Here is a 25,200-nt window from a genome sequence, read left to right as displayed (position 1 = left end):
CCGGGTCGATGGAGCTCGCCGCCATACTCGCGCTCGACGTCCTGAACGGCGTCGCGTCCCTGATCCTGCTGTGCACCGGCCTGGCCGTCATCTTCGGGATGATGCGCATCATCAACCTGGCCCATGGCGAGTTCCTGATGCTCGGCGCCTATGCCACCGTGGTCTCGACCAATGCCGGGGTGAACGTCTGGGTGGCGATGCTGGTGGTGGCGCCGCTGTTCGTCGGCGCGGTCAGCCTGGTGGTGGAGCGCTGCCTGATCCGCTTCCTGTACGGAAGACTGGTCGACACCATGCTCGCCACCTGGGGCCTCAGCCTGTTCATCGTCGGGCTGGTGACGACGATCTACGGCAACACCATCCAGGGCGTGCCGACGCCGCTCGGCGGCTTCTCGATCGGCGCCTATCGCTCCAGCCTGTACACCCTGTTCCTGGTGGCGATGGCGGCGCTGCTGCTGGCCGCGGTCTGGGCGGTGCTGCGCTACACCCGGCTCGGGCTGATCGCGCGGGCGACGATGCAGAACCCGAATATGGCGGCCGCCCTCGGCGTCAGCCCGAACCGGGTCTACATGGCCACCTTCGCCGTCGGCGCCGCCATCACCGGCCTGGCCGGCGGCCTCCTGGCGCCGGTCTCCGGCGTGGTGCCGACAATGGGGGCGGCCTATGTCGCCAAGGCCTTCATCACCGTGGTCGGCGGCGGCTCGGCGATCCTGGCCGGCACCGCCTCGGCCGCCGGGCTGTTCGGCTTCATCAACCAGATGGCGGCCTATCTGACCACGCCGGTGTTCGGCGAGGTGACCCTGTTCGTCTCGGCCATCATCCTGATCCGGGTGCTGCCCCAGGGCATCTCCGGCCGCTTCTTCGGGCGCAGCCTATGACCTCGCATCCTCTCGCCAAACTGGCGCAGGCGGCGGCGCTGGCCGCGGCGATCGCCGCCGTCGTGGTGATGCCGCAGCAAGTCGAGATCTTCGACCTGATGCAGTACACGCTGTTCGCGGCGATGGGCATCCTGGCCCTCAGCCTCGGCTTCATCTGGGGCTATGGCGGGATCCTGTCCTTCGGCCAGACCGCCTTCTTCGGCCTCGGCGCCTATGCCTATGCCGTCGCCGCGATCAATTTCGGCGACAGCACCGGCGCCGTGGTCCTGGCGGTGCTGGTGCCGGCGGGGTTCGCCCTGGTGCTCGGCTACTTCATGTTCTACGGCCGGATCAGCGACGTCTATCTCGGCGTCATCACGCTGACGGTGACGCTGATCCTGTTCAACCTGATCAACTCCACCGCCGGCGACGAGTACCGCATCGGCACGGCGGCGCTGGGCGGCTTCAACGGCATGCCGTCGATCCCCGGCCTGAACGCGCCGGGCAACCCGGACTATCTCCTCGACCCGGAGGAGCTGTGGTTCGTCACCGGCGGCGCCCTGATCCTGGTCTACGTCCTGCTGCGGCTGCTGCTGGCCAGCCGCTTCGGCCGGGTGGCGGTGGCGATCCGCGAGAACGAGACCCGCGCCGCCCTGCTGGGCTACGACCCGCGTCTGACCAAGCTCGCGGTGTTCGTCGTGGGCGGCGGCATCGCCGGGCTGGCCGGCTGCCTCTATGCCAATTGGGGCGCCTTCGTCAGCCCGACGATCTTCAGCCTCGCCCTGTCGGCCGAGATCATCATCTGGGTCACGGTCGGCGGCCTGGGCACCCTGATCGGGCCGGTGATCGGCTGCGTCCTGATCCAGTACCTGGTGGCACAGATCGGCACGCAGCAGGCGTTCAACGCCAACCTGGTGCTCGGCGTCATCCTGATCGCCTTCGTGCTGCTGCTGCGCCGCGGGCTGGTGCCGACGGTGCAGGATCTCTGCGGCCGGCTGGTCGCCCTGCTCCGCCGGCGCGCCGGCCGGGCCGCCGACAGCCTCGGCGCGCTGAAGGAGGCCGAGTGACATGGCGACGCCGGTCCCCCTGCTCGAGACCAGGGCCCTGACCATGCGCTTCGGCGGCGTGACCGCGGTCAGCGAGGTCGACTTCACCCTGCGCGAGGCCGAGCTGCGCTGCCTGATCGGGCCGAACGGCGCGGGCAAGAGCACCTTCTTCAAGATGCTGACCGGCCAGCTGGCCCCCAGCGCCGGCACGATCATGTTCCGCGGCCGGCCGGTCGCCGGCGCCAGCCCGCACCAGATCGCCCGGCTCGGCGTCGGCATCAAGACCCAGGTGCCGAACGTGTTCAACGGGCTGTCGGTGCGCGAGAACATCTGGCTCGGCGCCCGGCGCACCCACACGCCGCTGCGCACGGCCGCCGTGGTCGACGAGGTGCTGGAGAAGATCCGCCTGACCGCGCAGGCCGGGACGCTGGTCGGCCAGCTGTCGCACGGTCAGCGGCAGTGGGTCGAGATCGGCACGGTGATCGCGGCAGATCCGGAGCTGATCCTGCTGGACGAGCCGGCGGCCGGGATGACCCATGACGAGGTGCTGCGCACCGCCGAGCTGATCCGCGAGATCAACCAGTCCCGCGCGCTGGTGGTGGTCGAGCACGACATGCAGTTCATCCGCATGATCGCGCGCACGGTCACGGTGTTCCACCAGGGCCGGGTGCTGATGGAGGACACGGTCGACGCGGTGCTGCGCGACGGCCGGGTGCGCGACGTCTATCTCGGCAAGAAGGTCGCGGCGTGATGCTGAGGGTTCAGGGCCTGCACGGCGGCTATGGCCGCATCCCGATCCTGGCGGGGGTCAGCTTCGCGGTCGAGGCCGGGGAGTCGGTCGGCATCCTCGGCCACAACGGCATGGGCAAGACCACGCTGATGCGCACCCTGATGGGCTACCTGCCCGCCACGGCCGGGACGGTGAGCTTCGAGGGAAGCGACATCACCCGGGCGCCGACCGCCGACCGCGCCAAGGCCGGGATGGGCTTCGTGCCGCAGGGGCGCGAGATCTTCCCGAACCTGTCGGTCATGGAGAACCTGCGGATGGGCATGGCCGCCGCCCGCGAGGACCGGACCGTGATCGACGAGGTGCTGACCGAGTTCCCGCGGCTGCAGCGCCTGCTCGACCGGCGCGGCGGCGCCCTGTCCGGCGGCGAGCAGCAGCTGCTGGCCCTGGCGCGCTGCCTGTGCATGCGGCCGAAGCTGCTGCTGCTCGACGAGCCGACCGAGGGCATCCAGCCCTCGATCATCGAGGAGATCGTGGAGACGCTGGACGGGCTGCGGGCCCGCCGCGGCCTGACCCTGATCCTGGTCGAGCAGAATCTCGACTTCATCGCCGCGCTGTCGCAGCGGATCCTGACCATCCAGAAGGGCCGGATCACCGGCAGCCTGGCCCCTGGGCAGTTCCGCGACCCCGAGCTGGTCGCCGAGTTCGTCGGCATGGCGTAGCCACCCGCATCACCGTTTCACTCACGCCCGATAGGGGAGCACAGCAATGGCCGTCACCCGCCCGTCCGTTCCGCAGCTGGTCGACATCGCGGCCGGCCTCGGCATGCACCTGACCGCCGACCAGGCGGCGGAATACCTGTCGCTGATGGGCAGCAGCTTCGCCGCCTACGACGTGGTCGATGAGCTGCCGGACGAGGTGCCGGCGGTGACCTATCCCCGCACGCCGGGCTACCGGCCCGGTCCCGCCGAGAACCCGCTCAACGCCTGGTACTGGAAGAGCGAGGTGAAGGGTGCCGCGGGCGGCAAGCTGGCCGGGAAGACGGTGGCGCTGAAGGACAATGTCTGCCTCGCCGGCGTGCCGATGATGAACGGCGCCTCGACCCTCGAAGGCTATGTCCCGAACATCGATGCCACCATCGTCACCCGCATGCTCGACGCTGGCGCCACCATCCTGGGCAAAGCGGTGTGCGAGTATTTCTGCCTGTCCGGCGGCAGCCACACCTCCGAGCCGGCGCCGGTGCACAACCCGCACCGGCGCGGCTACTCGGCCGGCGGCTCCTCCTCCGGCAGCGGCGCGCTGGTCGCGGCCGGCGCGGTCGACATGGCGATCGGCGGCGACCAGGGCGGCTCCATCCGCATGCCCGCGTCCTTCTGCGGCATCTACGGCATGAAGCCGACGCACGGGCTGGTGCCCTACACCGGCGTGATGCCGATCGAATCCACCATCGACCACACCGGGCCGATGACGGCGACGGTGGCGGACAACGCCCTGCTGCTGGAGGTGCTGGCCGGCCCCGACGGGCTGGACCCGCGGCAATACGCACCCAGGGTCACCTCCTACACCGCAGAGCTCGACCGCGGGGTGAAGGGGATGAAGATCGCCGTCGTTGCCGAGGGTTTCGCCGGCGCCAATCTGGAAGCGGATGTGAAGGAGAAGGTGCTGGCCGGGGCCGAGCGGTTCCGGTCGCTCGGCGCCGAGATCGCCGAGATCTCGATCCCGGAGCATCTCGTCGCCGCCTCGATCTGGGCGCCGATCGCGCTGGAGGGCCTGCAGTGGCAGATGATGCTGGGCAACGGCATGGGGATGAACTGGAAGGGCCTCTACAATGTCGGCCTGATCGACGCGCATGCGGCGTGGCGGGAGCGCGCCGACGACCTGTCCGAGAGCCTCAAGATCTCGATGCTCACCGGCCAGTACTTCATCAGCCACTACCGCGGCCGCTACTACGCCAAGGCGCAGAACCAGGCGCGCCGGATCAAGGCGGCCTATGACGCCGCCTTCGCCGACTACGATCTGCTGCTGATGCCGACCCTGCCGATCAAGGCGACGCCGCTGCCGGAGCCGGGCGCCTCGATCACCGAGATCGTCACCCGGGCCTTCGAGATGATCGGCAACACCTCGCAGTTCGACGTGACCGGCCACCCGGCGATGTCCCTGCCCTGCGGCCTCGGCAGCGGCCTTCCGATCGGGCTGATGCTGGTCGGCAGGGACTATGCCGAGGCGGCCATCTACCAAGCCGCGGCAGCCTTCGAGGCCAGCGGCGACTGGAAGAATTTCTGAGCCGGATCGCGGGCACCGACAATGGACGGATGATTCGGGACGAATGATCCGGCGTCCGGAATCGCGCGTTTGGATCAGCCGGTCCGTTCATGGTGGCGGCTGTGCCTGATCGGCGGCGGCCGGAGCAAAGCCTCGCCGGAGCACCGGCGGGGCTTTGCCGCCGCGGACGCCAAAGGGCGAGACCACATGGGCGGCGTCGCCCAGGAAGATCACTCGGCCGTGCATGAAGCGCTTCGGCCGTTGGCACTGGAAGCCGTGGACTGACACCCAGTCGGGTTCGAACGGCCGGATCCACTCTGCGACGCACTTTTGCGAGCATCGCCGCCTCCCTGGGCTTCAGCTTGCGCAGCCAGACCCAGACCGGCACGCCCTCGGCCTGCAGCAGCTCGACGATCAGGTCGCGGGCGGCCGGCCCCGGCGGCAGGCCGAGCCGGGCGGGATCGATCCGCATCGGAAAGTTGAGGAAGGAATTCCGCGGCCGGCCGGCATCGTACAGCGGCAGCAGCCCGGGCAGCCCGGCCAGGCGATCGCCGAGCACGGCCGCATTCTGGCGGCGCTGGGCCAGCTGCTCGTCCAGCTCCGGCAGCCGGCTGAGCGCGACCGAGGCCGAGAACACGTTCGGGCGGTAGTTGTAGCCGGCGGTCATCGGCGAGAACACGCGCTCGCCGTTGCGGGCCGAGCTGGTCAGCGACACCCGGTCGACATGGTCGATCAGCCCTGGATCGGTGGTGCAGAGCAGGCCGAGCTCGCCGGCGCCGAGATGCTTGGCGCCGTTGCCCGACAGGGCCAGCGCGTCGCTGTCCAGCGGCGCCTCGCCGTCGCGGCTGGCGGTGACCGCGATCGACTGGGCGCAGTCGTCGACCAGCCGGACCCGGCCGGTGGCCCGGATCGCTTCCCGCAGCTCCGGCACCAGCACCGGGTTGCCGAACAGATGGGTGATCAGCACCGCGGCGGTGTCGCCGGGCAGGGCCCGGGCGGCCGCGTCCGGGTCGATCGCGCATACGATCACTTCAACGTCCAGCGCCCTCTGATCTCCCGCTGCACGATTCGAATGTTTCGCACTGCTGCCTTCGCAGGCTAGCGAGACATCGTGCAGGCCGGCTGAGGCTGAGGCGGATCAGGCCCTTCGTGCTCCGACAGCTTAAGTTGACAATGTCCCCTCGACGACTTGGACGTTGTCTCTGACGGGAGGGCACGTAACCGAACAGAGTCCGCATTCAGTGAACTTCATGGACCAATCGAGCCAGTTTTGCGTTCATCCATGGTGTCGCTCCACTTATCAGTTCTGCTTGGCTTGGGTAACGCGAGCTGCCAGTGCCTCGGCCACAAAGACCGCTCGTGCCACTGGCGTCACGTGACCGCCATAGGCCGGGCGCTTGAGCTTTGCCATCAGCAGCACAGCCTCCGCATGGGTGGCAAGCGCGCTCCGCTCCTGGCAAGTGACGGCGATTGTGAAGGCCCCCGCCATCCTCGCAGCTTGAAGGAACTCGACGGTCTCTCGGGTCGCACCGGACTCCGAGATCGCTATTGCGGCAGTCTCGTTAGACAACCCGTTAGCCACTTCGTGAGCAAGTACCGCATCACGGATACAATGTGCATTCAGACCCGCCCGCAGCAGACGATAGGAGAACAGTTCAGCGATGATGCCGGACACGCCCGAACCGAACAGATCGATACGGTTGCAGCGTTGCAGCGTCCGGCCGACGACGTCGAGCGCGCGCCCATCCAAGGCAGCGTTTGTATCGATGATTGACGCGGCGAGATGATGCGCAAGCTGTTCCTGAGAGTCGCAATCTCCCGCGTCGCGCGAAGGTGCCGCAGCGTCGCGCAGCGCAAGCTCGCGGGCGACCGCGATCTTGAGCTGCGAAAAGCCTGGAGCTCCCACGATATGGCAGAGGCGGACGATGCTCGCCTCTCCGGCGCGCGAGAAATTGCTCAGCTCCCGCAGCGTGTATTGGACGACTTTCTCGGGATTCTCGAGTACATACTTTGTCACGCGGGCGAGAGCGGGCGGGAAGCTGTCGAGGTTCCGCTCCATGAACGCCAGCGGCCGTAACTCCGCTGGATACGCCTCCGCCTCAATAGTTGGCACATCACCCCGTTCGCCAAGCATGCCGTGAGTCTCCGCATCGTCGCTGTGGCTCATCGCTCATGATGGCCACGCCGGTCGGTCAGGCTACAGCCTTGTGTCAGCCCGCCGACAGGCAAATCTCTAGACGTTTGAGACTAGCCGCACAACGATCCGCGATCTCATCGACGTCTCGTTCGTCGACGATTAGCGGAGGCGAGAAGCCGAGCACGTCGCCCATGCAGCGCGCGATTAGACCGCTCTCATAAGCCAGGCGATCGAAGGTGGGACCAGCTTGGCGCTCCGGAGGGAATGCGCGGCGCGTTGCCTTGTCCTCTACGAGTTCGATGCCAAGCATCAGGCCGGCGCCGCGCACCTCACCGACGATCGGCGAGACCCGGCCGATCTCCTCGAAATGCGAGCGCAGCCGCGCTCCCATGCGGCGGACGTGGTCGACAACCCCCATCTCCTCGTAGATACGAATAGCCTCTGTCGCCACCGCGACGCCAACGGGATGTCCGGAATTGGTGAAGCCGTGGCCGAAAGCGCCGCCCTGTCGGTTGAATTCATAGAGTGCGTCGTAAATCGCGGGCGCCACCACAACCGCCGAGATCGGGAAATGGGCCGACGACAATCCCTTCGCTAGGGCGATCATGTCGGGCTTCATGCCGACCGTCTCCTTGCCAAACCAATTGCCCGTCCGCCCGAAGCCGCAGACGATCTCATCGTCGAGGCACAGGATGTCGTATTTCGCCAGCACGGCCCGGATGCGCGCGAAGTAGCCAGCGGGCGGCACAATGATGCCGCCGCCCGCATGGATCGGCTCGGCGATGAACGCCGCAATGGTGTCCGGGCCCTCATGCAGGATCATGACTTCGAGTTCTGCCGCCAGGCGCTCGACGAAGGCGGCCTCGTCCTCGCCGGCCAACATGCCCCGATAGGGCGAGGGGCAGAGGGTGTGCAGGAAACCCGGTAGCGGCAGCCCGAATTCGCGGTGCATAAACTCAAGGCCGCACATCGAAGCGGCGGCAATAGTGGAACCGTGAAAGGCTCGGTCGCGGGCGATCACCTTGCGCTTGGCAGGCTTGCCGCGGACCGTGTGATAGATCCAGGCGAGCTTGACCATGGTCTCGTTCGCCTCCGAGCCCGACGTCGCAAAATATGCCTTGCCGCCGACCATCCCGGTCAACTCCACCAGTTTCTCGGCGAGGCTCGCCACTGCATCCGACGTTCGGTGGAAAAAGGTGTGGTAGAAGCCGAGCTGCGAATATTGCTTTGTGGCGGCGGCGGCGAGACGCTCGTTGGCGAACCCGAGCGAGGCACACCAGAGCCCGGCCATGGCGTCGATATAGACTTGGCCGGAGCCGTCATAGATGCGGGCCCCCTCCCCACGCGCCACGACGAGCGGCCCTTTCTCCTCGAACAGCTTCGGATTGGTTTGAGAGTGGATGTGGAAGGCGATGTCACGCCGGGCGACGGCGTTGGTCACGGCGGGCATGGTGATGCGTGTCCCTGTCTTGGTCATTGCGGGGAAGACATTCCTGGACGCTCCTTTTGACCGTTACGACCGGCCAAGGATGACACCCGGAAATCGGTGCAACGATGCCGGCAGATCCCTGCCGTAGGTGCTGCTCTAACTGCATCGAGCACTGTCGTACCAGGCAGATTGCGGCCCGATTCCGACGGTGTCAAACGGCAATTGGAGTGTCGCTCCATTTTTTTGTGATGAAATCGCAGCAAAACTCCGATAGTGTTTTCTCCAGCCTTTCGGAGGTTTGGATGACAGCTAGGACTCTCGTGCTACGCGACGTCAGGAAGCGCTTCGACGCTGGCGATATCCTGCAGGGTGTCGATCTCGAGCTGGAGCCGGGCGAGTTCGTCGCCCTGGTCGGGCCTTCGGGCTGCGGTAAGTCCACCCTGCTACGCCTGATCGCCGGTTTCGACCAACCCGACGCTGGGTCGATTGCGTTGGATGGCCGTCCTATCCACAAGCTGCCGCCGCATGAGCGCGACATCGCCATGGTGTTCCAGAGCTTCGCGCTGTACCCGCATATGAGCGTCTTCGAGAACTTGGCGACGCCGCTCGCCGTCCGGAGGCTGTCACTGGCTAGCCGGCTGCCGTTGACGCGCCATCTCGTGCCGGGCGCGCGCACAGCCTGGGCCAAGATCCGCCAGGAAGTGGCCGAGATCGGCCGGCTGCTGCAGATCGAATCGTTGCTGGGCCGTCGTCCGAGCCAGTTGTCGGGTGGTCAGAAGCAGCGTGTCGCGCTCGGGCGCGCCATTGCAAGGCGGGCGCAGATCTTCCTGATGGACGAGCCGCTGTCGAGCCTGGACGCGGCGCTGCGGACCGAGCTGCGGGTCGAGCTGGTCGAGCTGCAGCGGCGGCTTGGGGTGTCGTTCCTCTACGTCACCCACGACCAGACCGAAGCGATGACCATGGCCGACCGCATCGCCGTGATGTTGAACGGCCGGGTCGCTCAAATCGGGACGCCGTCTCAGATCTATGGTGATCCGCGGCATCTCGATATCGCGAAGTTTATTGGCACACCGGCGATAAATGTTTTGCCAGCGACGACCGACTCCGACGGTCGGTTGATTGTCCTGGGGCAGTTCCAACCGCTGCGCGTTCCGAACAGCGCCGGCAGCGATTTGGTTATCGCAATTCGGCCGGAGCATTTGGAGTACCGGCGGATCGGTCAGGATGCGGCAGCGCCGGACAATCTGGTTGGGTCTGTCCGTCATGTCGAGCATCTCGGCCATGAAGCCATGATACAGCTGTCTTTGGCCACACAACCGAACTTGACCCTAAGTGTCCGGGTCGGCCAGGCAAGGCTGCACGATGCCCTGTCGTTGGCACCACAGGAGCAGGTGGCCCTGCACATGGCCATGGGGGCTCCACTGGTCTTCGACGGCGCTGGCGACCGCGTTCCTGCCATTGTAATGATCGGCCACGAGGCCGGAAGGGCGGCGGCGTCATGACGGCCACGGCGCATCCGCTCGCCACAGCGACCATGCCGAAGCGCCGCATGCCGCGGCGGGAGGCGCTGCAGGGCTGGTGCCTGGCGCTGCCGGCCACGCTGCTGCTGGTGGCGATCGTGCTGGTGCCGCTGGCCGTGGTGCTGGCACTGAGCCTGACCGATTACAGCCTGGGGCAGGCGGACACCCGCTTCGTCGGCGGCGCCAACTATGCCCGGCTGTGGAGCGACCCCGCCATCCGCCGAGCCCTGGTGAACACCGCGACCTATGTCGGGCTGGTGGTGCCGGCCGCCGTCGGCATCGGCCTGGGTCTGGCCCTGCTGATCCAGGCGCGGCGCCGGCTGCGCCATGTCTACGAGGTCGTGTTCTTCCTGCCGGTCACCAGCACCTTCGTCGCCATGGCGTTCGTCTGGCAGTTCCTGCTGCATGGCCGCATCGGCCCGATCAACGGCTGGCTGCAGCAGCTCGGCTTTGCACGGATAGACTTCCTGACCAACCCTTCGGTCGCCATCTTCTCGCTCGCCGCCGTCGGTGCCTGGCAGCTGATCGGCTTCAACGTCATCCTGTTCCTGGCCGGCCTCGCCTCGCTGCCGCGCGACGTGTATGACGCCGCCGCCCTCGACGGCCTGCGCGGCGTCGAACGGTTCGGACGGATCACCTGGCCGCTGCTGGCGCCGACAGCGCTGTTCGTCACCGTCACCTCCTGCATCACCGCCTGCCAGGTGTTCGACTCGGTGGCGGCGCTGACCCGCGGCGGCCCGATGGGGTCGACCGACGTGCTGCTGTACCGGATCTACCAGACCGCCTACCAGCAGCTCGACATCGGCCTGGGTGCCGCCCTGTCCGTCGTGTTCCTCACGATCATCGTCGCGATCTCGCTGCTGCAGGTCGCCATCGCCGACCGCCGGATCCACTACTCATGAGCGCCCTCCCCCTCGCCTCGGCCCGGCGCGCCCTGGGCCCGCTGCTCGGCCATCTGGTGCTGATCGCCGCGGCCGCCATGGTGCTGCTGCCCTTCGCCTGGATGGCGCTGACCGCGCTGCGCCCGCCGGCTGATGTGCTGTCCGAGCCCTTCGGTCTGCCGACCGACGCCGGGGCGGCGATCGACAACATCCGCCAGGCGGTGACGTCCGTGCCGATGCTGCGGCTGCTGCTGAACGGGGTGGTCGTGGTCGGCGGCATCGTCGCGGTGCAGCTGCTGGTCGCCATCCCCTGCGCCTATGCCCTGGCCAAGCTGCGCTTCCCCGGCCGCCGCCTGCTGTTCGGCCTGGTCCTGCTGGCGCTGTGCATCCCGGTCCAGGTGCCGATGCTGCCGCTGTATCTCGGCTTGGCCAAGCTGCACCTGCTCGACAGCTACGCCGCGCTGATGCTGCCCTTCCTGCTGTCGGTCTTCGCCATCTTCCTGCTGCGCCAGCACTTCCGCGGCTATCCCGACGCGGTGCTGGAGGCGGCGCGGCTGGACGGGCTGACCCAGCTGGAGATCCTGCTGCGGCTGGTCGTCCCCAGCGCCCGGCCGGCGATCGCCGCCTTCGTCGTGTTCTCGGCGACCGCCCATTGGAACGACCTGTTCTGGCCGATGATCGTGGTCTCCTCGACCGACATGGCGACCCCGCCGCTCGGCCTCCTGTTCTTCCGCGACGGCGAGCTGGGGGCGAATTACGGCGCCCTGATGGCCGCCGCGCTGATCGTCACCGCGCCGCTGGTCGCCACCTTCTTCGCCGCGCAGCGCCAGTTCATCCGCGGCATCGCCATGACCGGCCTGCGATGAGACCGGTCGTCCACAACAGGGAAGCATCCTCATGAAACGGATCTGGACCGGTCTTTCCGCCGCGCTCGTTCTGGGGGCGGCCCTCGCCGCGCCCGCCGCCGCCGAGCAGGTGACGCTGCAGGTGCTGCACGCCTGGCCGTCGCACAAGCGCTTCCACGAGCCGATCGCCGAGGCCTTCATGAAGGCCCATCCGGACATCCGGATCGAGTTCCAGGCCCCGGCCGCCAGCTATGGCGACGCGCATCAGCGGGTCGTGCGCGCGGCGATGACCGACACCCTGCCGGACGTCTACTACGCCGCCTACAACACGCTGCCGGAGCTGGTGCGCACGCTGCAGCCGCGCGGCGAGATCGTGCCGCTGGACGGCTTCATGCAAGCCGAAGGCGCCGCCTGGACCACCACGAACTACAGCTCGAACGTGCTGGCACTCGGCCAGGTCGACGGCAAGCAGTGGGGCCTGCCGTTCAACGCCTCGACCCCGATCGTCTATTTCAACCGCGACCTGATCGCCAAGGCCGGCGCCGATCCCGACGCCTTCCCGGCCGACTGGGACGGCATCATCGACCTGGCCCGCAAGATCAAGGCGTCGAGCGACGCCGACGGCATGTCCTATGCCGTCGACGAGTGGGGCGACGACTGGCTGTGGCAGGCGCTGGTCGACAATTTCGGCGGCCAGGTGATCGACCCGCAGACCCGGAAGGTGGCGTTCGGCGGCGAGGCCGGGCGCAAGGCGGTGGAGCTCGCACGCCGTTTCGTCGCCGAGACCGAGATGCCGTTCCTGAACGAGGACCAGGCGATCCAGCAATTCGCCGCCGGCAAGCTGGGGATCTTCATCGGCTCGACCGCCGAGGTCCGCAGCATGGGCGACGCGATCGGCGGCAAGTTCAAATTCGGCACCGCGCCCTATCCGATCGCCGACAAGGCCAAGGGCGGCCTGCCGACCGGCGGCAACGCCGCGGTGATCCTGACCAAGGATCCGGCGAAGCAGAAGGCGGCGTGGGAGTTCCTGAAATTCGCCACCGGGCCCGAGGGCCAGACCATCGCCGTGCTCGGCTCGGGCTACATGCCGACCAACCTGCAGGTCACCAAACCCGAATATCTCGGCGACCACTACGCCCGCAACCCGGACTGGACCACCAGCATGAAGCAGTGGCCGATCGCCCGGTCCTGGGCCGGCTATCCGGGCAACAAGAGCGTCGGCATCTGGGACGAGCAGAAGGCGATCCTGTCCGCGATCATGCGCGGCTCGGTGACGCCGGAGGAAGGCTTGTCCCAGCTGGTCGCGGCCACCGACACGATCCTGACCAACTGACCGATCCCCGATCCATCACCGCCGGGCGGATACCATGCGCAAAATCATCCACCTCACCGACCTCCATCTCTGCCCGCCCGGCGGGCGCGTCGTGGGGTTCGAGCCGGAGAGCCGGCTCAGGGCCTGCATCGCCTCGATCAACGACCGCCACGCCGATGCCGATCTCTGCGTCGTCACCGGCGACCTGACCGATGCCGGCGACGCCGCCTCCTATGAGCGGCTGCGCGGCATCCTGGCCGCGCTTCGGGTGCCGGTGCGGCTGCTGCTGGGCAACCACGACCGGCGGGCGGCGTTCCGGGCCGCCTTCCCGGAGGCGGAGTGCGACCCGCATGGCTACGTCCAGTCGGTCCTGGATCTCGACGGCACGTGCCTGATGTTCCTCGACACATTGGACGAGGGCCAGCCCGGCGCCGGGATCCTGTGCCGCGACCGGCTGGGCTGGATCGCCGACCGGCTGGCGGACAGCGGCGATAGGCCGGTGACGGTGTTCCTGCACCACCCGCCCTTCGCCATCGGCGTCGAGTATTTCGGCCACATGCTGCTGGCCAACGGCGCCGAGCTGATGGCCCTGCTGCGCGGTGCCGGCGGACGGGTGCGGCACCTGGCCTTCGGCCATTGCCATGTCGGCCTGTCCGGCCAGCGCGGCGGCGTGTCCTTCAGCGCCAATCGCGGCACCTGCCACCCGATCGACGTCGAGCTGCAGGGCCTGCGGGCGCTCTATGTCGACCGCCGGCCGACCTATGACGTGCTGCTGCTGGAAGACGGCGACGTCGTCGTCCACAGCGTCGAGCCGGGCCGCGAGGAGGATGTCGTGGCCGAGGAGCGGGCCGAGCTGGGCGGCGGGTCCGGCGTGATCGAGATGCGCCGGCCGGTGCTGGCGGTGGCGCGATGAGGCCCGGCTTCGACCTGCTGATCTGCGACTGCGACGGCGTCCTGATCGACAGCGAGGTGATCGCCTGCGAGGTCGATGCCGAGATGTTCACCGCCGCCGGCTTCCCGCTCAGCGTCGTCGAGGTCCGCCGGCGCTTCGTCGGCATGTCGCAGGCCGGGATGCGGGCGACGCTGGAACGCGAGGCCGGGCGGAGGCTGCCGGAGGATTTCGACGCGCGGCTGTCGGCCCGCCTGGCCGCGGCCTTCGAGCAGGAGCTGGCGGCCCTGCCCGATGTGCGCCATGCCGTGCTGGCGCTGGAGATGCGGCGCTGCGTCGCCTCCAGCAGCTCGCCCGATCGCCTGCGCCAGACTCTGACGCGAACCGGGCTGTACGACCTGTTCGCGCCGCATGTGTTCAGCGCCTCGCAGGTCGAGTGCGGCAAGCCGGCCCCCGACCTGTTCCTGTTCGCCGCCGCCCGCCTCGGCGTCGCGCCCGGCCGCTGCCTGGTGGTCGAGGACAGCGTCGCCGGCGTCACCGCCGCGCGGGCGGCCGGCATGACCGTGATCGGCTTCACCGGCGGCGGCCATTGCGATGCGGGCACGCCGGGCCGGCTGCGCAAGGCCGGCGCCCACCACATCGCCCGCAGCTGGCGCGAATGTCAGGAGATACTCGTCCCGGCCTAGCTCACCTCAATAAAGCTTTCGGAAACAAGTCCACTCATTCGTCGTCATAGATTAAAGTAGAATCAAATATTAAGAATAAATTCATCTTTCACTATATTGACTCTCGAAATGCAATCTGGAATCTATCCGAATCGATCGAACGACTTTTCTGAACTTCGCGTACGCCGACAGGATTTCTGCCTTCACGCTCGGGAGTGAGACATGACCGGTCTCGGCCTTTACGATCCGACCCTGCGCCTGCCGGCGGCCCCGCCCGCTTTGCCGCCCCTGCGCCTCGCCGGCGACCCGATCGAGCCGCCGCGACCGGCCGCGCTGGACCCGGCCCATGTCGGGCGGCTGGTGCGTGCGGCGCTGAAGGCGGTCGCCGCCGGCACGGCCTATGGCGAGAAGGTGGTGCTGCAGCCGGGTGAGCCCGAGCTGCTGGAGCTGCTGCAATCCTCGGCGCTGGACAGCCGCTTCACCCAGGAGCGGCTGAACTGGAAGCTGAGCGCGCTGGTCAGTGTCAACGACCGCTATGGCGGCGTGAAGATCGTCGGCTCCAACGCCTATAACCGCCTGCTCAACCTGCCGCGGTCGCGCTCGACCATCCTGCTGTTCGACAAGCTGACGATGCAGCCGCTGGCGGTCTATGACGGTACCGAGATCTCGGCCGCGCGCACCGGCGCCTATGCCTCGATCGCCGTCGACCTGTTCCTGGCCGGGCTGCCCTCCTTCGCCGTCTTCCTGTTCGGGGCCGGCGCGGTGGCGGAGAAGCTGGTCGCCGACCTGCAGGCGCATCACGGCCCGCGGATCGCCGCGGTCTACGTCAAGAGCCGGACGCCGGAGCGCGCCGCCGCCTTCGCCGCGGAGCAGTCCGCCCGCACTGCCTTCCCCGTCATCGCGGTGGCGGACGAGGGTCGCCTGCCGGCCTGCCGGCTGGTGGTCACGGCGTCCAATGCCCGCGAGCCGGTGTTCGACGCGGCGTCGATCGGGCCGGAGGCGGTGGTGCTGCATCTCGGCGGCGACGAGACCCCGCCGGCGCTGATCCGCAGCATGCTCGAGAGCGGCACGGTGATGTGCGACGACGTGCATTCGGTCAGCCACCGCAACTCACAGAGCCTGGCGCTGTACTTCTCCCGCTCCGGCCGGTCGCTGGAGGCCGAGGCCGGGCGCTACCAGATCCTGAGCGCCTGGCAGGCCATGGCCGGCCAGGGCGCCGCCTGGCGCCGGCCGGCGCTGCTGACCTGCGTCGGGCTGCCGGTGCTGGACCTCTATGTGGCGCAGAGCATCCATGAGACCCTGACCGGAGGCCCGCGCACCGTCATGGGCGCCGAAGCGGCGTGACGGCGGCACTGCGGGCGGCCTGCGCACCGCTGCGGTCCGGGGCCTTCCGGTCGCTGTGGATCGCGACCATGATCGCCAATATCGGCGCCTGGGCGCAGACCGTCGGCGCCGCTTGGCTGCTGGTCGAAGGCGGGGCCGACCAGGTCGCGCTGGTGCAGGCCGCCAGCTCCGCCCCGGTCGTCCTGTTCTCGCTGGTCGGCGGCGTCCTGGCCGACCGGCGCGACCGGGTGCTGGTCCAGCTTCTGGCGCAGAGCTGGAGCGCCGTCGCCGCCCTGGTCCTGGCCGGGCTGGTGCTGCAGGGCATCGCCACGCCGCCGGCGATCCTGATCCTGACCTTCCTGATCGGGGCCGGCATCGCCATCCGCGGGCCGGCTTGGCAGGCCGCGATCTGCGACCTGGTACCGGCGTCGCAGGTGCCGGCTGCCGTCGTCCTCAGCAGCGTCGGCTTCAACCTGTCGCGGGTCGTCGGCCCCTTCGTCGGCGGCATGGTGGTGGCGACGCTCGGCGCCGCCCCGGCCTTCCTGATCAACGTCCTGACCTCGCTGGTGCTGATCGCCGTGCTGCTGCGCCGCCTGCGCCGGCCGGCCGCCCGCCCGGGCCGGGGAGGCGACCGGGCGATGCTGCGCAGCGGGGTGCGCTCGATCCTGGCCAGCCCGGTTCTGCGGGCGGTGCTGGTCCGCGCCGTGGCGGTCGGCATCCCGGCCAGCGCGGTGCTGGCCCTGCTGCCGGTCCTGGCCCGCTCGGGGCTGGCCGGCGGCGCCCTGCTGTACGGCCTCCTGCTCGGGGCCTTCGGCGCGGGCGCGGTGGCCGGGGCGGTGCTGCTGGCCGGACTGCGCCGGCGCTGGCCGCCGGAAACGGTGCTGAGCGGCGCCAGCCTGCTCTTCGCCGCGGTGCTGGCCGGCCTGTCGGCCGCGCCGCCGGCCGCCGCCGCCATGGCGCTGCTGGGCCTCGCCGGCATCGGCTGGATCGCCATGCTGTCGACGCTGAACACCACCATGCAGCTGTCGGCGCAGCCCGAGCTGCGCGGCCGGGCCCTGTCCGCCTACATGACCTGCGCCTTCGGCGGCCTGGCCGTCGGCAGCGTGATCTGGGGCGAGATCGCTGCCGCCGGCGGGCTGGAGGCGAGCTTCCTGGCGGCGGGCGCCACGCTGGCGGCCGGGGTGGGTCTGCGCCGGCGCTTCGCCCTGCCGGTGCGGGACGGCAGCCCGGCCTAGAGCGGGATGAATTTATCTGAGGTCATATCCGGCTTGGGCGAAGAAGTTGCGGCACTGCTGCGGAGTGACAGTGTCGAGGATGGTGCCGATGGCGTCGCAGATTGCGTCGACGGTGCGGCGGGCGGCTTTGCGCAGGAGGTGTTTGAGCTTGGCGAAGAGCAACTCGATCGGATTGAGGTCGGGGGAGTATTTCGGCAGGAAGAAGAGCTTGGCGCCGGCGTTCCGGATGGCCTGGCGGACGGCCTTGCCGCGGTGCGAGCCGAGATTGTCGAGGATCACGACGTCACCCGGGCGGAGGGTGGGGACGAGCACCTGCTCGACATAGAGGCGGAAGCGTTCGCCGTTGATCGGCCCGTCGAGGAGCCAGGGAGCATCGACGCGGTCCTGCCGCAGCGCCGCCAGGAAGGTCATGGTCTTCCAGCGGCGGTGCGGCACCTTGGCCTTGAGCCGCTGGCCGCGCGGCGCCCAGCCCCGGAGCGGCGCCATGTTAGTCTTGGCCCAGGTCTCGTCGATGAACACCAGGCGGGACGGATCGGCTGCTGCCCGAAGTCGCGCCGCATTGCCTGGGCGGGCTGCACGTCGCCGATGACGGCTTCGCCGACCCGTTCCGGACCACGACGGCGTTCCGGCGCGCGGCCGAAGGCGAAGGCGTGCGCATCATCGAGGGCGCCGCGGTCACGGCGGTGACCCGCCCGGATGGCGCCAGCTGGCGCGTGACCGCCGGGGGGCGAGCGGCACGATTCGGCCCTGCTGTTCAACTGCGCCGGCGCCTGGGGCGAACGGCTGGCGGCGGCGCTCGGCGATGCCGTGCCGCTGACGGCGAACGGATCGATGATGATGGTCACGGCCCGGATGCCGCGCTTCGTAGGGCCGGTGGTCGGTGCCGCCGGGCGCGCCTTGTCCTTCAAGCAGTTCGAGAACGGCACCGTCCTGATCGGCGGCGGCCACCGGGCCCCGGTCGACCTGGACAGCAACGCCGCGACGATCGATGTCCGCGCCCTGTCCCGGGCCGCCGGCAATGCCGCGGCGCTGTTCCCGATCATGGCGCGGGCGTCGATCGTGCGCTTCTGGTCCGGCATCGAGGGCTTCACCCCCGACGGGCTGCCCGTGCTGGGCCCCAGCGCCGCGGCGCCGGGGGCGTTCCACGCCTTCGGCTTCTCCGCGCACGGCTTCCAGCTCGGCCCGGTGATCGGCCGCATCCTCGCCGAACTCGCGCTCGACGGGACCGCCTCCCTGCCCGTCGCCCCCTTTCGAGTCGATCGCTTCCAGCGCGACCCGGCCCTTGCCGGCGCCCCCGGAGCGATGGCCTGCCCCGCGGAGTGAACCGACATGTATTACGGCGTCGAGACCCGGAAGGTGGCCTCGGTCTATTCGAAGCTGAAGGAGCTGGTGGTCGATTTCCAGTTCCGTCCCGGTGAGCATCTGCACATCAACGAGCTGTCGACCACTCTGAAGGTCAGCGTCACCCCTGTCCGCGAAGCGCTGATCCGGCTGACCGACGAGGGGCTGATCACCACCCAGCCGAACCGGGGCTTCTTCACCAAGATCCCGGATCTGCACGAGATCGACGACCTGTACGGCCTTCTGCACATGGTGCTGCGCAGCTCGCTCGAAGCGCGGAAGGACGATTTCTCGGCGGCGCCTCTTTTCGGACAGGACGCCGACATGGCTGCGTCCGACGCCACACGCTTGCTGTGCATCCAGCTGGAACGTCTCCATGAGCAGATCGCCCGCATGTCGCTCAATCGCGAGCTCGTCAGGCTGACGCGGCAATGCAACGAGCGGACACGATATGTCCGTCTCATCGACTGCGGCTCGAGGCATGCCGGCCAGGTCCGGGAACAGCTCAGCGCCCTGGTCGCCGCTCTCAAGGGAAGCTCGGCGCACCAAGCTATCCAGGAATTGGATCGCCTCCTCCACTCGCAGCGGACCCGGCTGACCTCGATCGTGAGGGAGGTCGTCTCCGGCGCCGCCATCGACTTCTAGGAATCGCCCCTGCTCACTTCGATCATTCTATGTCGGCTGACCCTCCGGGCCAGCGATCGTTGCCCAGGTGCTTCCACACGGGCTCAAGCCACTGCGGACGTGGCCGGCAGGAGGTCGATTGCCTGCCACAACATGGGGCTTTGGGTGCTCCCTCTGCCACCGCGTCAGCGAGCAGCGGACCTATGGTCCTAATGTCGATGTCACACTCGGATGGTATTGATCGGACTGTTGCATAATCGTGACGGGAGGCACCAAGTCATGCCCTATCGCCGAAGCTATGCCCTCACCGAGACGGAGATTCTGGCGCTTCAACTGCACCGGAACCTGCACGGCCATAGCACGTACTCTGAAGACGTTCAGGCCCTTGTTGACGAACTTGAGCAACGGGTTCGCCGATCAGAAGGGGTCGAGCAGATCCTGAACGAGGGTCGTCGCCACCTGACAGAGCGGAAACAGGCTCGTTGAGAAATCGCTGGGGCAAGGCAATCAATGTAGGGCCGATGCCGCACCTCCCGAGGCTGAGGTCGAAGCAAGCGCAGGCGTGTCGCCGCCGCTTGGGTTGGCGAGACCTACCTCTGTCCGCTACCCTCGAGTCCTGGGACCGACGCAGGTTCAAATCCTGGACCCGCGGCCAACTACACTTGAATCCCTCTTCTCCGACCAAACCAGCCTGCCACCTGCCGATCAGGCTGATGCTGATCGGCAACAACCATCACGAGGCGACGGCCCACAGGCAGGCACGGCCTTTGCCGCGAACAGGGACGGTGCACGTTTTTAAACCGAACCGCGGCGCGGGCAAACGGGTGCCGCACGGGTTCACTTTCCTCCGTCGACGCTCAGCACTTGACCGGTGATCCAGCCGGCCGCGTCGGAAGCGAAGAACAGTACAGCAGCGGAGATGTCATCGACCGTGCCGAGCCGCCGCAGCGCGATCGACCCCATCAGCCGGGCCTGGCCCGCCTCGCCCATCGCCTCCCATTGCAGCTCTGTCGTCGGGTTGGAGCGGACGAAGCCGGGCGCGACGTTGTTCACGGTGATGCCCCAGGGCCCGAGCTCATGCGCCAGCTGGCGGGTCAGGCCGATCTGCCCGGCCTTGGCGCTGGCATAGGCCTGGATCCCGGTCAGGCTGACGCCGAGCCCGGCGCCGCTGGAGATGTTGACGATGCGGCCGCCGCCGCGGCGCTTCATGCCCGGCGCCACCGCCTGGGCGCACCAGAACGCGCCGGACAGGTTGACGTCGAAGATCGCCTGCCAGGCCTGCGGACCGATCTCCTCGATCGGCCGGCCGACCTGGCCGAGCACACCGCCGGCATTGTTGACCAGCACGTCGACCGCGCCCGATGCAGCCTCGGCCTCCGCCACCAGCGCCTGGACCGCACTGCGGTCGGTGACGTCGACGGTGCGGACCGCTCCCTCGGCCCCGATCAGCCGTCCGGTCCCGGCCAGCTCCTCCGCCAGCACGTCGCAGGCCCAGACCCGCGCGCCGCGCCCGGCGAAGGCGGCGGCTATCGCCCGGCCGAAACCGTGGGCCGCGCCGGTCACGATCACGGTCCGGCCGGTGAAGTCCTGCGTCATCCTCGCCTCCCGCTCAGGCGGAAACGGTATCCAGCTCGTCCAGCAGGGCCAGCGCCATCTCGCGCCGCCCGGCCTCGATGTCGTGCACCAGAGCGATCAGCCGCGCCGTGATCGGTGTCGGCACGCCGTGCTGCGCCCCGATCTCCACGATCGGGCCGAGCTGGGCGTCGACCTCGGTCGGCCGGCGGCGCACCGCCAGGTCGCGCCAGATGCCGGAATGGCTTTTCGCAGATTTGCGGTTGTGCACCACCATGTCGTCGAAGGATTTGGTGGTCGCCTCCGCCGGCGCGCCGGGGCGAAACGCCATCGAGTCGAATCCGTTGAACGACTCCGGCCGGATCCCCGCCGCCGCTGCGACGGCGCCGACCTCCAGCCCCAGCCGGGTCAGGATCGGCCGATAGCGCGGCGCCGCCAGCACGTCGGCGATCGAGTCCGGAGTCACGGCCGTGGCGAACAGCAGAGCGCCGTAGATCAGCTTGCCCCAGAGATAGCCCCAGATGTTGTCGGTCAGCACCGCCTGCGGCTCGAACCGGCGCAGCAGGCCGTGCAGCTGCTCGATCCGCGGCGTGCGGTCGCCGTCCAGCTCGCCGACCACGACCGCGCCGCGGCCGCCGTAGAGGATCACGCCGGGCTCGATGTAGTCGGCGCCGAAATTGACGAAGCAGCCGAGGGTGCGGGCCTTGTCGATCTTCGCGGCGATCACCCGCTCGTTCAGCCCGTTCTGCAACGAGGCGACATAGCCGCAGCGGGCCAGATGCGGCGCCGCGGCCTCGATCGCCGCTTCGGTATGGTGCGCCTTGACGCAGAGGAAGATGCGGTCGAATTCGCCCTCGACCGCGTCCGGCGTCACCGCGCGGGCCGGCACTATGTACTCGGCGATCGGCCCGGTGATGCGCAGGCCGCGCGCGTTGATCGCCGCGACATGCTCCGCAACCTGGTCGACGAACAGCACATCCACCCCGGCGCGCAGCAGGGCGGCGCCGACCGTGCCGCCGATGGCGCCGGCGCCCCAGATCAGGATCGGCGGAGAGTCTCTCATGCCCAGGGCCCTTCGATCAGGGCCCGGGTCTCGGCCACCGCCACGTCCCAGATCGCCTGCATCTCCTCATCGGCACGCTGGTAGTAGCCGCCGAAATTGCCGTCGCCGAGATAGCGCCGCACCGCCTCGGGATCCATCACCCGCATCCGGGCGAAATCGATCATCGGCTTGCGCTGGGTCGGCTGGTCGACCCCAGCCAGCCGGGTCCAGGGGAAGTTCTCCATCCAGGAGGCATGCGAGGCTTGGGCGTCGATCGCCTGCACCTTGGCCCAGGTCTCCGGCGCGTTCCACCAGTTGTGGAACTTCACCGCGGTGCCCGGATGGTCGGTCATCCATTCGGTCGCCACCGACTGGGCCGGCTGGTTGCCGCCATGGCCGTTGACGATCAGGATGCGGCGGAAGCCGGCGCGGTGCAGGCTGTCCAGGATGTCGTACACCAGCCGGGCATAGGTCTCGACCCGCAGGCTGACCGTGCCGGGATAGGCCAGGAAATAGGGGGTGATGCCATAGGCGACGACCGGGAACACCGGCACGCCCAACGGCTCCGCCGCCTCGGCCCCGACCCGCTCGCTGAGGATGCTGTCGACCGACAGGCTCAAGCCCGCATGCTGCTCGGTGCTGCCCAGCGGCAGCACGGCGCGGTCGTCGCGCTGCAGCCAGGCCTCGACCTGGCTCCAGTTCATCTCGCTGATCTTCATGGCACGGCCTCCTGCGGTTCGGCGATGCCCTCAGCCACGGGCGAGAGCAACGGGACGATCTGCTGGTCGATATCCACCGGGTCCGGGCTGTGCCGGTATTCGATCGCCCTGACCCCGGGGCGCAGCCGGGGCAGCACGCTCTCAGCCCCGGTCGACAGCACCATGACGTCGGACTGGTCGACCACGGTGTCGAGCGCTGGGGTGCCCAGCGCGGCGCCGGCGACTTGGCGGACATGCGGGGCGAAGCGCTGCACCCCGGATTTCATGATCGGCAGGAAATCGGCGAAGCGCGAGGCGATGCCGAGCCGGGCCAGCGGATCCAGCCCGGCCAGGGCCCGCCGCGTCTCCTCCGACGGGATGAAGCGGATCGCCACCACCCGGCTGTCCGGCAGCAGCGCCGCGGCCTCGCGCTGGCGGTTGGGGAAGGTCACCACCAGCTCGGCCTCCGCCGCCTGGCGGCGCGCCGCCCCGTCGCCGCGCAGCTCGTCCATGGTCAGCGGCTGCACCGCCGTGCCGTCCGGCAATCGGGCCTGGATCGCCCCGGCATAGGCGCGGGTGGCGTCGTGGAACAGGCCGAGCATGACGACGGTGCGGACCCGTCGCCGGGGCCGGCGCCGGGCGAGGCGCGCCTGGACCATGCCGGTCAGGTCGGCCGGCGTCAGCCCGACCGCAACGGCGTCGTCGATCAGGTGGTCGAGCCGGCGCTGGATCTCGGTGATCTCGGTGCGGGGCCGCCGGCGCGGCTCCCCGCTTTCGGCGACGTAGCTGCCGCGGCCGCGGCGGGTCTCGATCAGCCCGGCCTCGCGCAGGCCGCGATAGACCAGGGCCACCGTCATCGGCGCCACCGCCAGCGACTCCGCCAGCTCGCGCACCGAGGGCAGCCGCTCACCCGGGCTCAGCTCGCCGCAGGCGATGCCGTATTCGATCAGGCCCTTAACCTGGAGCCCGAGGGGCACCGGCAGCTCGCGGTCGATCTGCAGCTTCATGGGGCGAGACTTCTCCTGTATCAGTCCACTAGCACACTCATTCGAGTGACGGCAACGCGGTTTCCAGATTCCACCCAAGCTATTGCGATTGTTTCGGTATCCAGCGCACCCGACGTCGATTGACTCCTTCGTCGCCATGGCGCTAGCGTTCTAATGCGCCAGAACACATGGCGACCCGGGAGGGCTTCAATCAACAGTGGAGGTCGCGATGAGGATGCTGCTGAAAGCAGCCGTGGCGGCGGTTTTGCTGGCAGGGACCAGCGCGGGGGCGCTGGCGGTCGAGCGCGGCGGCGAGCTGCGCTACGGGCGCTATGCCGACAGCCTGTTCCTCGACCCGGTGCTGAACGACGCCAATGTCGACATCTGGATCCTGACCAATCTCTACGACACGCTGCTGCAGCCATCGGCCGACGGGACGTCGGTGGAACCCGGCCTGGCCACCGCCTGGAAGGTCTCCGATGACGGCCTGTCGGTCACCCTGACCCTGCGCGAGGGCACCAAATTCTCGGACGGCAAGCCGATCACGGCCGAGGACGTGAAATGGTCGCTGGACCGGGCGCGCAACCCGAAGAACGGCATCTGGAACAGCCTGATCGCCTCGATCGGAGAGGTTACGGTGCAGGACCCGACGACCGTGGTGCTGAAGCTGCAGCATCCGGACCCGACGATCATCGCCGCGCTGTCGACCTTCAACACCGCGATCCTGCCGAAAGCCGCCTTCGAGGCCACGCCGGGCGCCACCGACGCCGAGAAGGCGCACGCCTTCGCCGAGCACCCGGTCGGCTCCGGCCCGTTCATGTTCGACAAGTGGGAGCGCGGGTCGTCGATGCGGCTGGTGCGCAACCCCCATTACTGGAAACCGGGCGAGGACGGGAAGCCCCTGCCCTATCTCGACGCGGTCGATTTCGAGATCATCCCGGACGACGCCACCCGCATCCTGAAGCTGCAGTCGGGAGAGCTGGACGGCGCCGAGTTCATCCCCTATGCGCGGGTCGCCGAGCTGAAGGGCGATGCCGACCTGCAGATGCAGCTGTACCCGTCGACCCGGGTGCAGTTCGTCACCATGAACGTCCGGCCGAAGCTGACCGACGGCAGCGACAACCCGCTGGCCAACGAGAAGGTGCGGCAGGCGCTGAACTACGCCGTCGACAAGGATGCGATCATCCAGATCGTGACCCATGGCGTCGGCACGCCGCAGACCTCCTTCATGTCGTCGACCACGCTGTACCATTCCGGCGACACGCCGCTGTACCCCTACGACGCCGCCAAGGCGAAGCAGCTGCTGCAGGAGGCGGGCTTCGGCGACGGCTTCAGCACCAAGGTGATGGCGCTGCCGGGCAACCAGGACCAGCTCGGCATCGGCGCCGCGGTGCAGCAGATGTGGGCCGCGATCGGCGTGAAGCTGGAGATCGAGCAGGTCGACAACGCCACCCTGACCGATCGTTACCGCAAGGGCGACTTCTCGATGCGGATGTCGGCCTGGACCAACGACATCAACGACCCCAGCCAGATCACCTCCTACTTCGCCTATTCGCCGGTGATCGACGCTTTGCATTCGGGCTGGAAGAACCAGGAGGTCGACACGCTGTTCGAGGCCTCCCAGAAGGAGAGCGACGCCAAGAAGCGGGCCGAGCAATACGCCCGGATCCAGAAGATCTACGCCGAGTCCGGCCCGATCCTGTACCTGTACGAGACGCCCTATCCGGTGGCGCTGCGCAAGAACGTGCAGGGCTTCGTCCAGATCCCGCTCGGCAACAACATCTTCGCCGGGGCCTATCTGACGAAGTGATG

At 68.5% G+C, this 25,200-nt stretch carries 23 protein-coding genes and 4 pseudogenes; 18 read left to right on the top strand and 9 right to left on the bottom strand.

Annotation, left to right across the window (positions count from 1 at the left end; genetic code table 11):
- Positions 1–8 precede the first annotated feature (8 nt).
- From ACFW16_RS04625 to ACFW16_RS04605, 5 genes are read left to right on the top strand one after another with little or no spacing between them, the layout of a single operon-like run.
- On the top strand, positions 9–875 hold the full coding sequence (locus tag ACFW16_RS04625) for a branched-chain amino acid ABC transporter permease (protein WP_380302315.1): 867 nt from the start codon (positions 9–11) through the stop codon (positions 873–875).
- Positions 872–1,921, top strand: a complete 1,050-nt coding sequence (locus ACFW16_RS04620; protein ID WP_380302313.1) for a branched-chain amino acid ABC transporter permease — start codon at positions 872–874, stop codon at positions 1,919–1,921. The genes ACFW16_RS04625 and ACFW16_RS04620 overlap by 4 nt, the downstream gene beginning before the upstream one ends.
- 1 nt (position 1,922) lies before the next feature.
- A complete protein-coding gene (locus ACFW16_RS04615) occupies positions 1,923–2,651 on the top strand; it encodes an ATP-binding cassette domain-containing protein (RefSeq protein WP_380302311.1) in 729 nt (242 codons plus the stop codon).
- Complete coding sequence (locus tag ACFW16_RS04610; protein ID WP_380302417.1) at positions 2,651–3,349, top strand: ABC transporter ATP-binding protein; 699 nt, start codon at positions 2,651–2,653, stop codon at positions 3,347–3,349. Before ACFW16_RS04615 ends, ACFW16_RS04610 begins: the two co-directional genes overlap by 1 nt.
- Positions 3,350–3,395: 46 nt before the next feature.
- Positions 3,396–4,910 (top strand): amidase, encoded by a 1,515-nt coding sequence (locus ACFW16_RS04605; protein WP_380302309.1) that lies wholly within the window; start codon positions 3,396–3,398, stop codon positions 4,908–4,910.
- Between the two features lie 87 nt (positions 4,911–4,997).
- On the opposite strand, the gene ACFW16_RS04600 is transcribed toward ACFW16_RS04605, so the two are convergent.
- The 4 genes and pseudogenes from ACFW16_RS04600 to ACFW16_RS04585 form a co-directional block, all read right to left on the bottom strand.
- On the bottom strand, positions 4,998–5,177 hold the full coding sequence (locus tag ACFW16_RS04600) for a hypothetical protein (protein ID WP_380302415.1): 180 nt from the start codon (positions 5,175–5,177) through the stop codon (positions 4,998–5,000).
- A 154-nt stretch (positions 5,178–5,331) separates the two neighbouring features.
- A pseudogene (locus ACFW16_RS04595) lies at positions 5,332–5,919 on the bottom strand (DegT/DnrJ/EryC1/StrS family aminotransferase); the annotation flags it as partial.
- 270 nt (positions 5,920–6,189) lie between these two features.
- Complete coding sequence (locus ACFW16_RS04590) at positions 6,190–7,056, bottom strand: MurR/RpiR family transcriptional regulator (RefSeq protein ID WP_380302307.1); 867 nt, start codon at positions 7,054–7,056, stop codon at positions 6,190–6,192.
- Between the two features lie 43 nt (positions 7,057–7,099).
- Complete coding sequence (locus ACFW16_RS04585; protein ID WP_380302305.1) at positions 7,100–8,476, bottom strand: aminotransferase; 1,377 nt, start codon at positions 8,474–8,476, stop codon at positions 7,100–7,102.
- A gap of 371 nt (positions 8,477–8,847) precedes the next feature.
- Here ACFW16_RS04585 and ACFW16_RS04580 point away from each other — a divergent pair.
- From ACFW16_RS04580 to ACFW16_RS04540, 9 genes and pseudogenes are all read left to right on the top strand, one after another.
- A pseudogene (locus ACFW16_RS04580) lies at positions 8,848–9,240 on the top strand (ATP-binding cassette domain-containing protein); the annotation flags it as partial.
- Positions 9,241–9,285: 45 nt separating this feature from the next.
- A complete protein-coding gene (locus ACFW16_RS04575) occupies positions 9,286–9,957 on the top strand; it encodes a TOBE domain-containing protein (RefSeq protein WP_380302413.1) in 672 nt (223 codons plus the stop codon).
- Positions 9,954–10,877 carry a carbohydrate ABC transporter permease gene (locus ACFW16_RS04570; protein ID WP_380302303.1) on the top strand — a complete coding sequence of 308 codons (924 nt, stop codon included), beginning with the start codon at positions 9,954–9,956 and terminating at the stop codon, positions 10,875–10,877. Before ACFW16_RS04575 ends, ACFW16_RS04570 begins: the two co-directional genes overlap by 4 nt.
- Positions 10,874–11,722 (top strand): carbohydrate ABC transporter permease, encoded by an 849-nt coding sequence (locus ACFW16_RS04565; protein WP_380302301.1) that lies wholly within the window; start codon positions 10,874–10,876, stop codon positions 11,720–11,722. The genes ACFW16_RS04570 and ACFW16_RS04565 overlap by 4 nt, the downstream gene beginning before the upstream one ends.
- 31 nt (positions 11,723–11,753) lie before the next feature.
- Positions 11,754–13,034 (top strand): ABC transporter substrate-binding protein, encoded by a 1,281-nt coding sequence (locus ACFW16_RS04560; protein ID WP_380302299.1) that lies wholly within the window; start codon positions 11,754–11,756, stop codon positions 13,032–13,034.
- A 34-nt stretch (positions 13,035–13,068) separates the two neighbouring features.
- A complete protein-coding gene (locus tag ACFW16_RS04555; RefSeq protein ID WP_380302297.1) occupies positions 13,069–13,926 on the top strand; it encodes a phosphodiesterase in 858 nt (285 codons plus the stop codon).
- Positions 13,923–14,588 (top strand): HAD family hydrolase, encoded by a 666-nt coding sequence (locus ACFW16_RS04550; protein ID WP_380302295.1) that lies wholly within the window; start codon positions 13,923–13,925, stop codon positions 14,586–14,588. Before ACFW16_RS04555 ends, ACFW16_RS04550 begins: the two co-directional genes overlap by 4 nt.
- A 201-nt stretch (positions 14,589–14,789) precedes the next feature.
- Positions 14,790–15,911, top strand: a complete 1,122-nt coding sequence (locus ACFW16_RS04545) for a hypothetical protein (protein ID WP_380302293.1) — start codon at positions 14,790–14,792, stop codon at positions 15,909–15,911.
- Complete coding sequence (locus ACFW16_RS04540) at positions 15,908–17,125, top strand: MFS transporter (protein ID WP_380302291.1); 1,218 nt, start codon at positions 15,908–15,910, stop codon at positions 17,123–17,125. The genes ACFW16_RS04545 and ACFW16_RS04540 overlap by 4 nt, the downstream gene beginning before the upstream one ends.
- A 12-nt stretch (positions 17,126–17,137) precedes the next feature.
- On the opposite strand, the pseudogene ACFW16_RS04535 reads toward ACFW16_RS04540, so the two are convergent.
- Positions 17,138–17,659 (bottom strand): annotated as a pseudogene (locus ACFW16_RS04535) (IS630 family transposase); the annotation flags it as partial.
- Between the two features lie 2 nt (positions 17,660–17,661).
- Between ACFW16_RS04535 and ACFW16_RS04530 the strand changes: the two are divergent.
- The 3 genes and pseudogenes from ACFW16_RS04530 to ACFW16_RS04520 all read left to right on the top strand — a co-directional run.
- A pseudogene (locus ACFW16_RS04530) lies at positions 17,662–17,796 on the top strand (FAD-dependent oxidoreductase); the annotation flags it as partial.
- Between the two features lie 76 nt (positions 17,797–17,872).
- Positions 17,873–18,448, top strand: coding sequence for an NAD(P)/FAD-dependent oxidoreductase (locus tag ACFW16_RS04525; protein WP_380302411.1), 576 nt, complete (start codon positions 17,873–17,875; stop codon positions 18,446–18,448).
- A 33-nt stretch (positions 18,449–18,481) separates the two neighbouring features.
- Entirely contained in the window at positions 18,482–19,111 is a 630-nt protein-coding gene (locus tag ACFW16_RS04520) for a GntR family transcriptional regulator (RefSeq protein ID WP_380302289.1), read from the top strand.
- An 816-nt stretch (positions 19,112–19,927) separates the two neighbouring features.
- Here the strand turns inward: ACFW16_RS04520 and ACFW16_RS04515 are convergent.
- From ACFW16_RS04515 to ACFW16_RS04500, 4 genes are read right to left on the bottom strand one after another with little or no spacing between them, the layout of a single operon-like run.
- Positions 19,928–20,686, bottom strand: coding sequence for an SDR family NAD(P)-dependent oxidoreductase (locus ACFW16_RS04515; protein WP_380302287.1), 759 nt, complete (start codon positions 20,684–20,686; stop codon positions 19,928–19,930).
- A gap of 13 nt (positions 20,687–20,699) precedes the next feature.
- Positions 20,700–21,725, bottom strand: a complete 1,026-nt coding sequence (locus ACFW16_RS04510) for a ketopantoate reductase family protein (RefSeq protein WP_380302285.1) — start codon at positions 21,723–21,725, stop codon at positions 20,700–20,702.
- Positions 21,722–22,423: a creatininase family protein gene (locus ACFW16_RS04505; protein ID WP_380302283.1), complete on the bottom strand. Its 702-nt coding sequence runs from the start codon at positions 22,421–22,423 to the stop codon at positions 21,722–21,724. Before ACFW16_RS04505 ends, ACFW16_RS04510 begins: the two co-directional genes overlap by 4 nt.
- The gene (locus tag ACFW16_RS04500; RefSeq protein WP_380302281.1) at positions 22,420–23,409 is read right to left on the bottom strand and encodes a GntR family transcriptional regulator; all 990 of its coding nucleotides are present in this window, start codon (positions 23,407–23,409) and stop codon (positions 22,420–22,422) included. Before ACFW16_RS04500 ends, ACFW16_RS04505 begins: the two co-directional genes overlap by 4 nt.
- A 208-nt stretch (positions 23,410–23,617) precedes the next feature.
- Between ACFW16_RS04500 and ACFW16_RS04495 the strand changes: the two genes are divergently transcribed.
- Positions 23,618–25,198 (top strand): ABC transporter substrate-binding protein, encoded by a 1,581-nt coding sequence (locus ACFW16_RS04495; RefSeq protein ID WP_380302279.1) that lies wholly within the window; start codon positions 23,618–23,620, stop codon positions 25,196–25,198.
- Positions 25,199–25,200: the final 2 nt, after the last annotated feature.

Source organism: Inquilinus sp. NPDC058860 (genome assembly GCF_042743185.1).
Taxonomy (GTDB): domain Bacteria; phylum Pseudomonadota; class Alphaproteobacteria; order DSM-16000; family Inquilinaceae; genus Inquilinus.
Note: the sequence above shows the minus strand (reverse complement) of the source record. Positions and strands in the feature narration are given on the sequence as shown.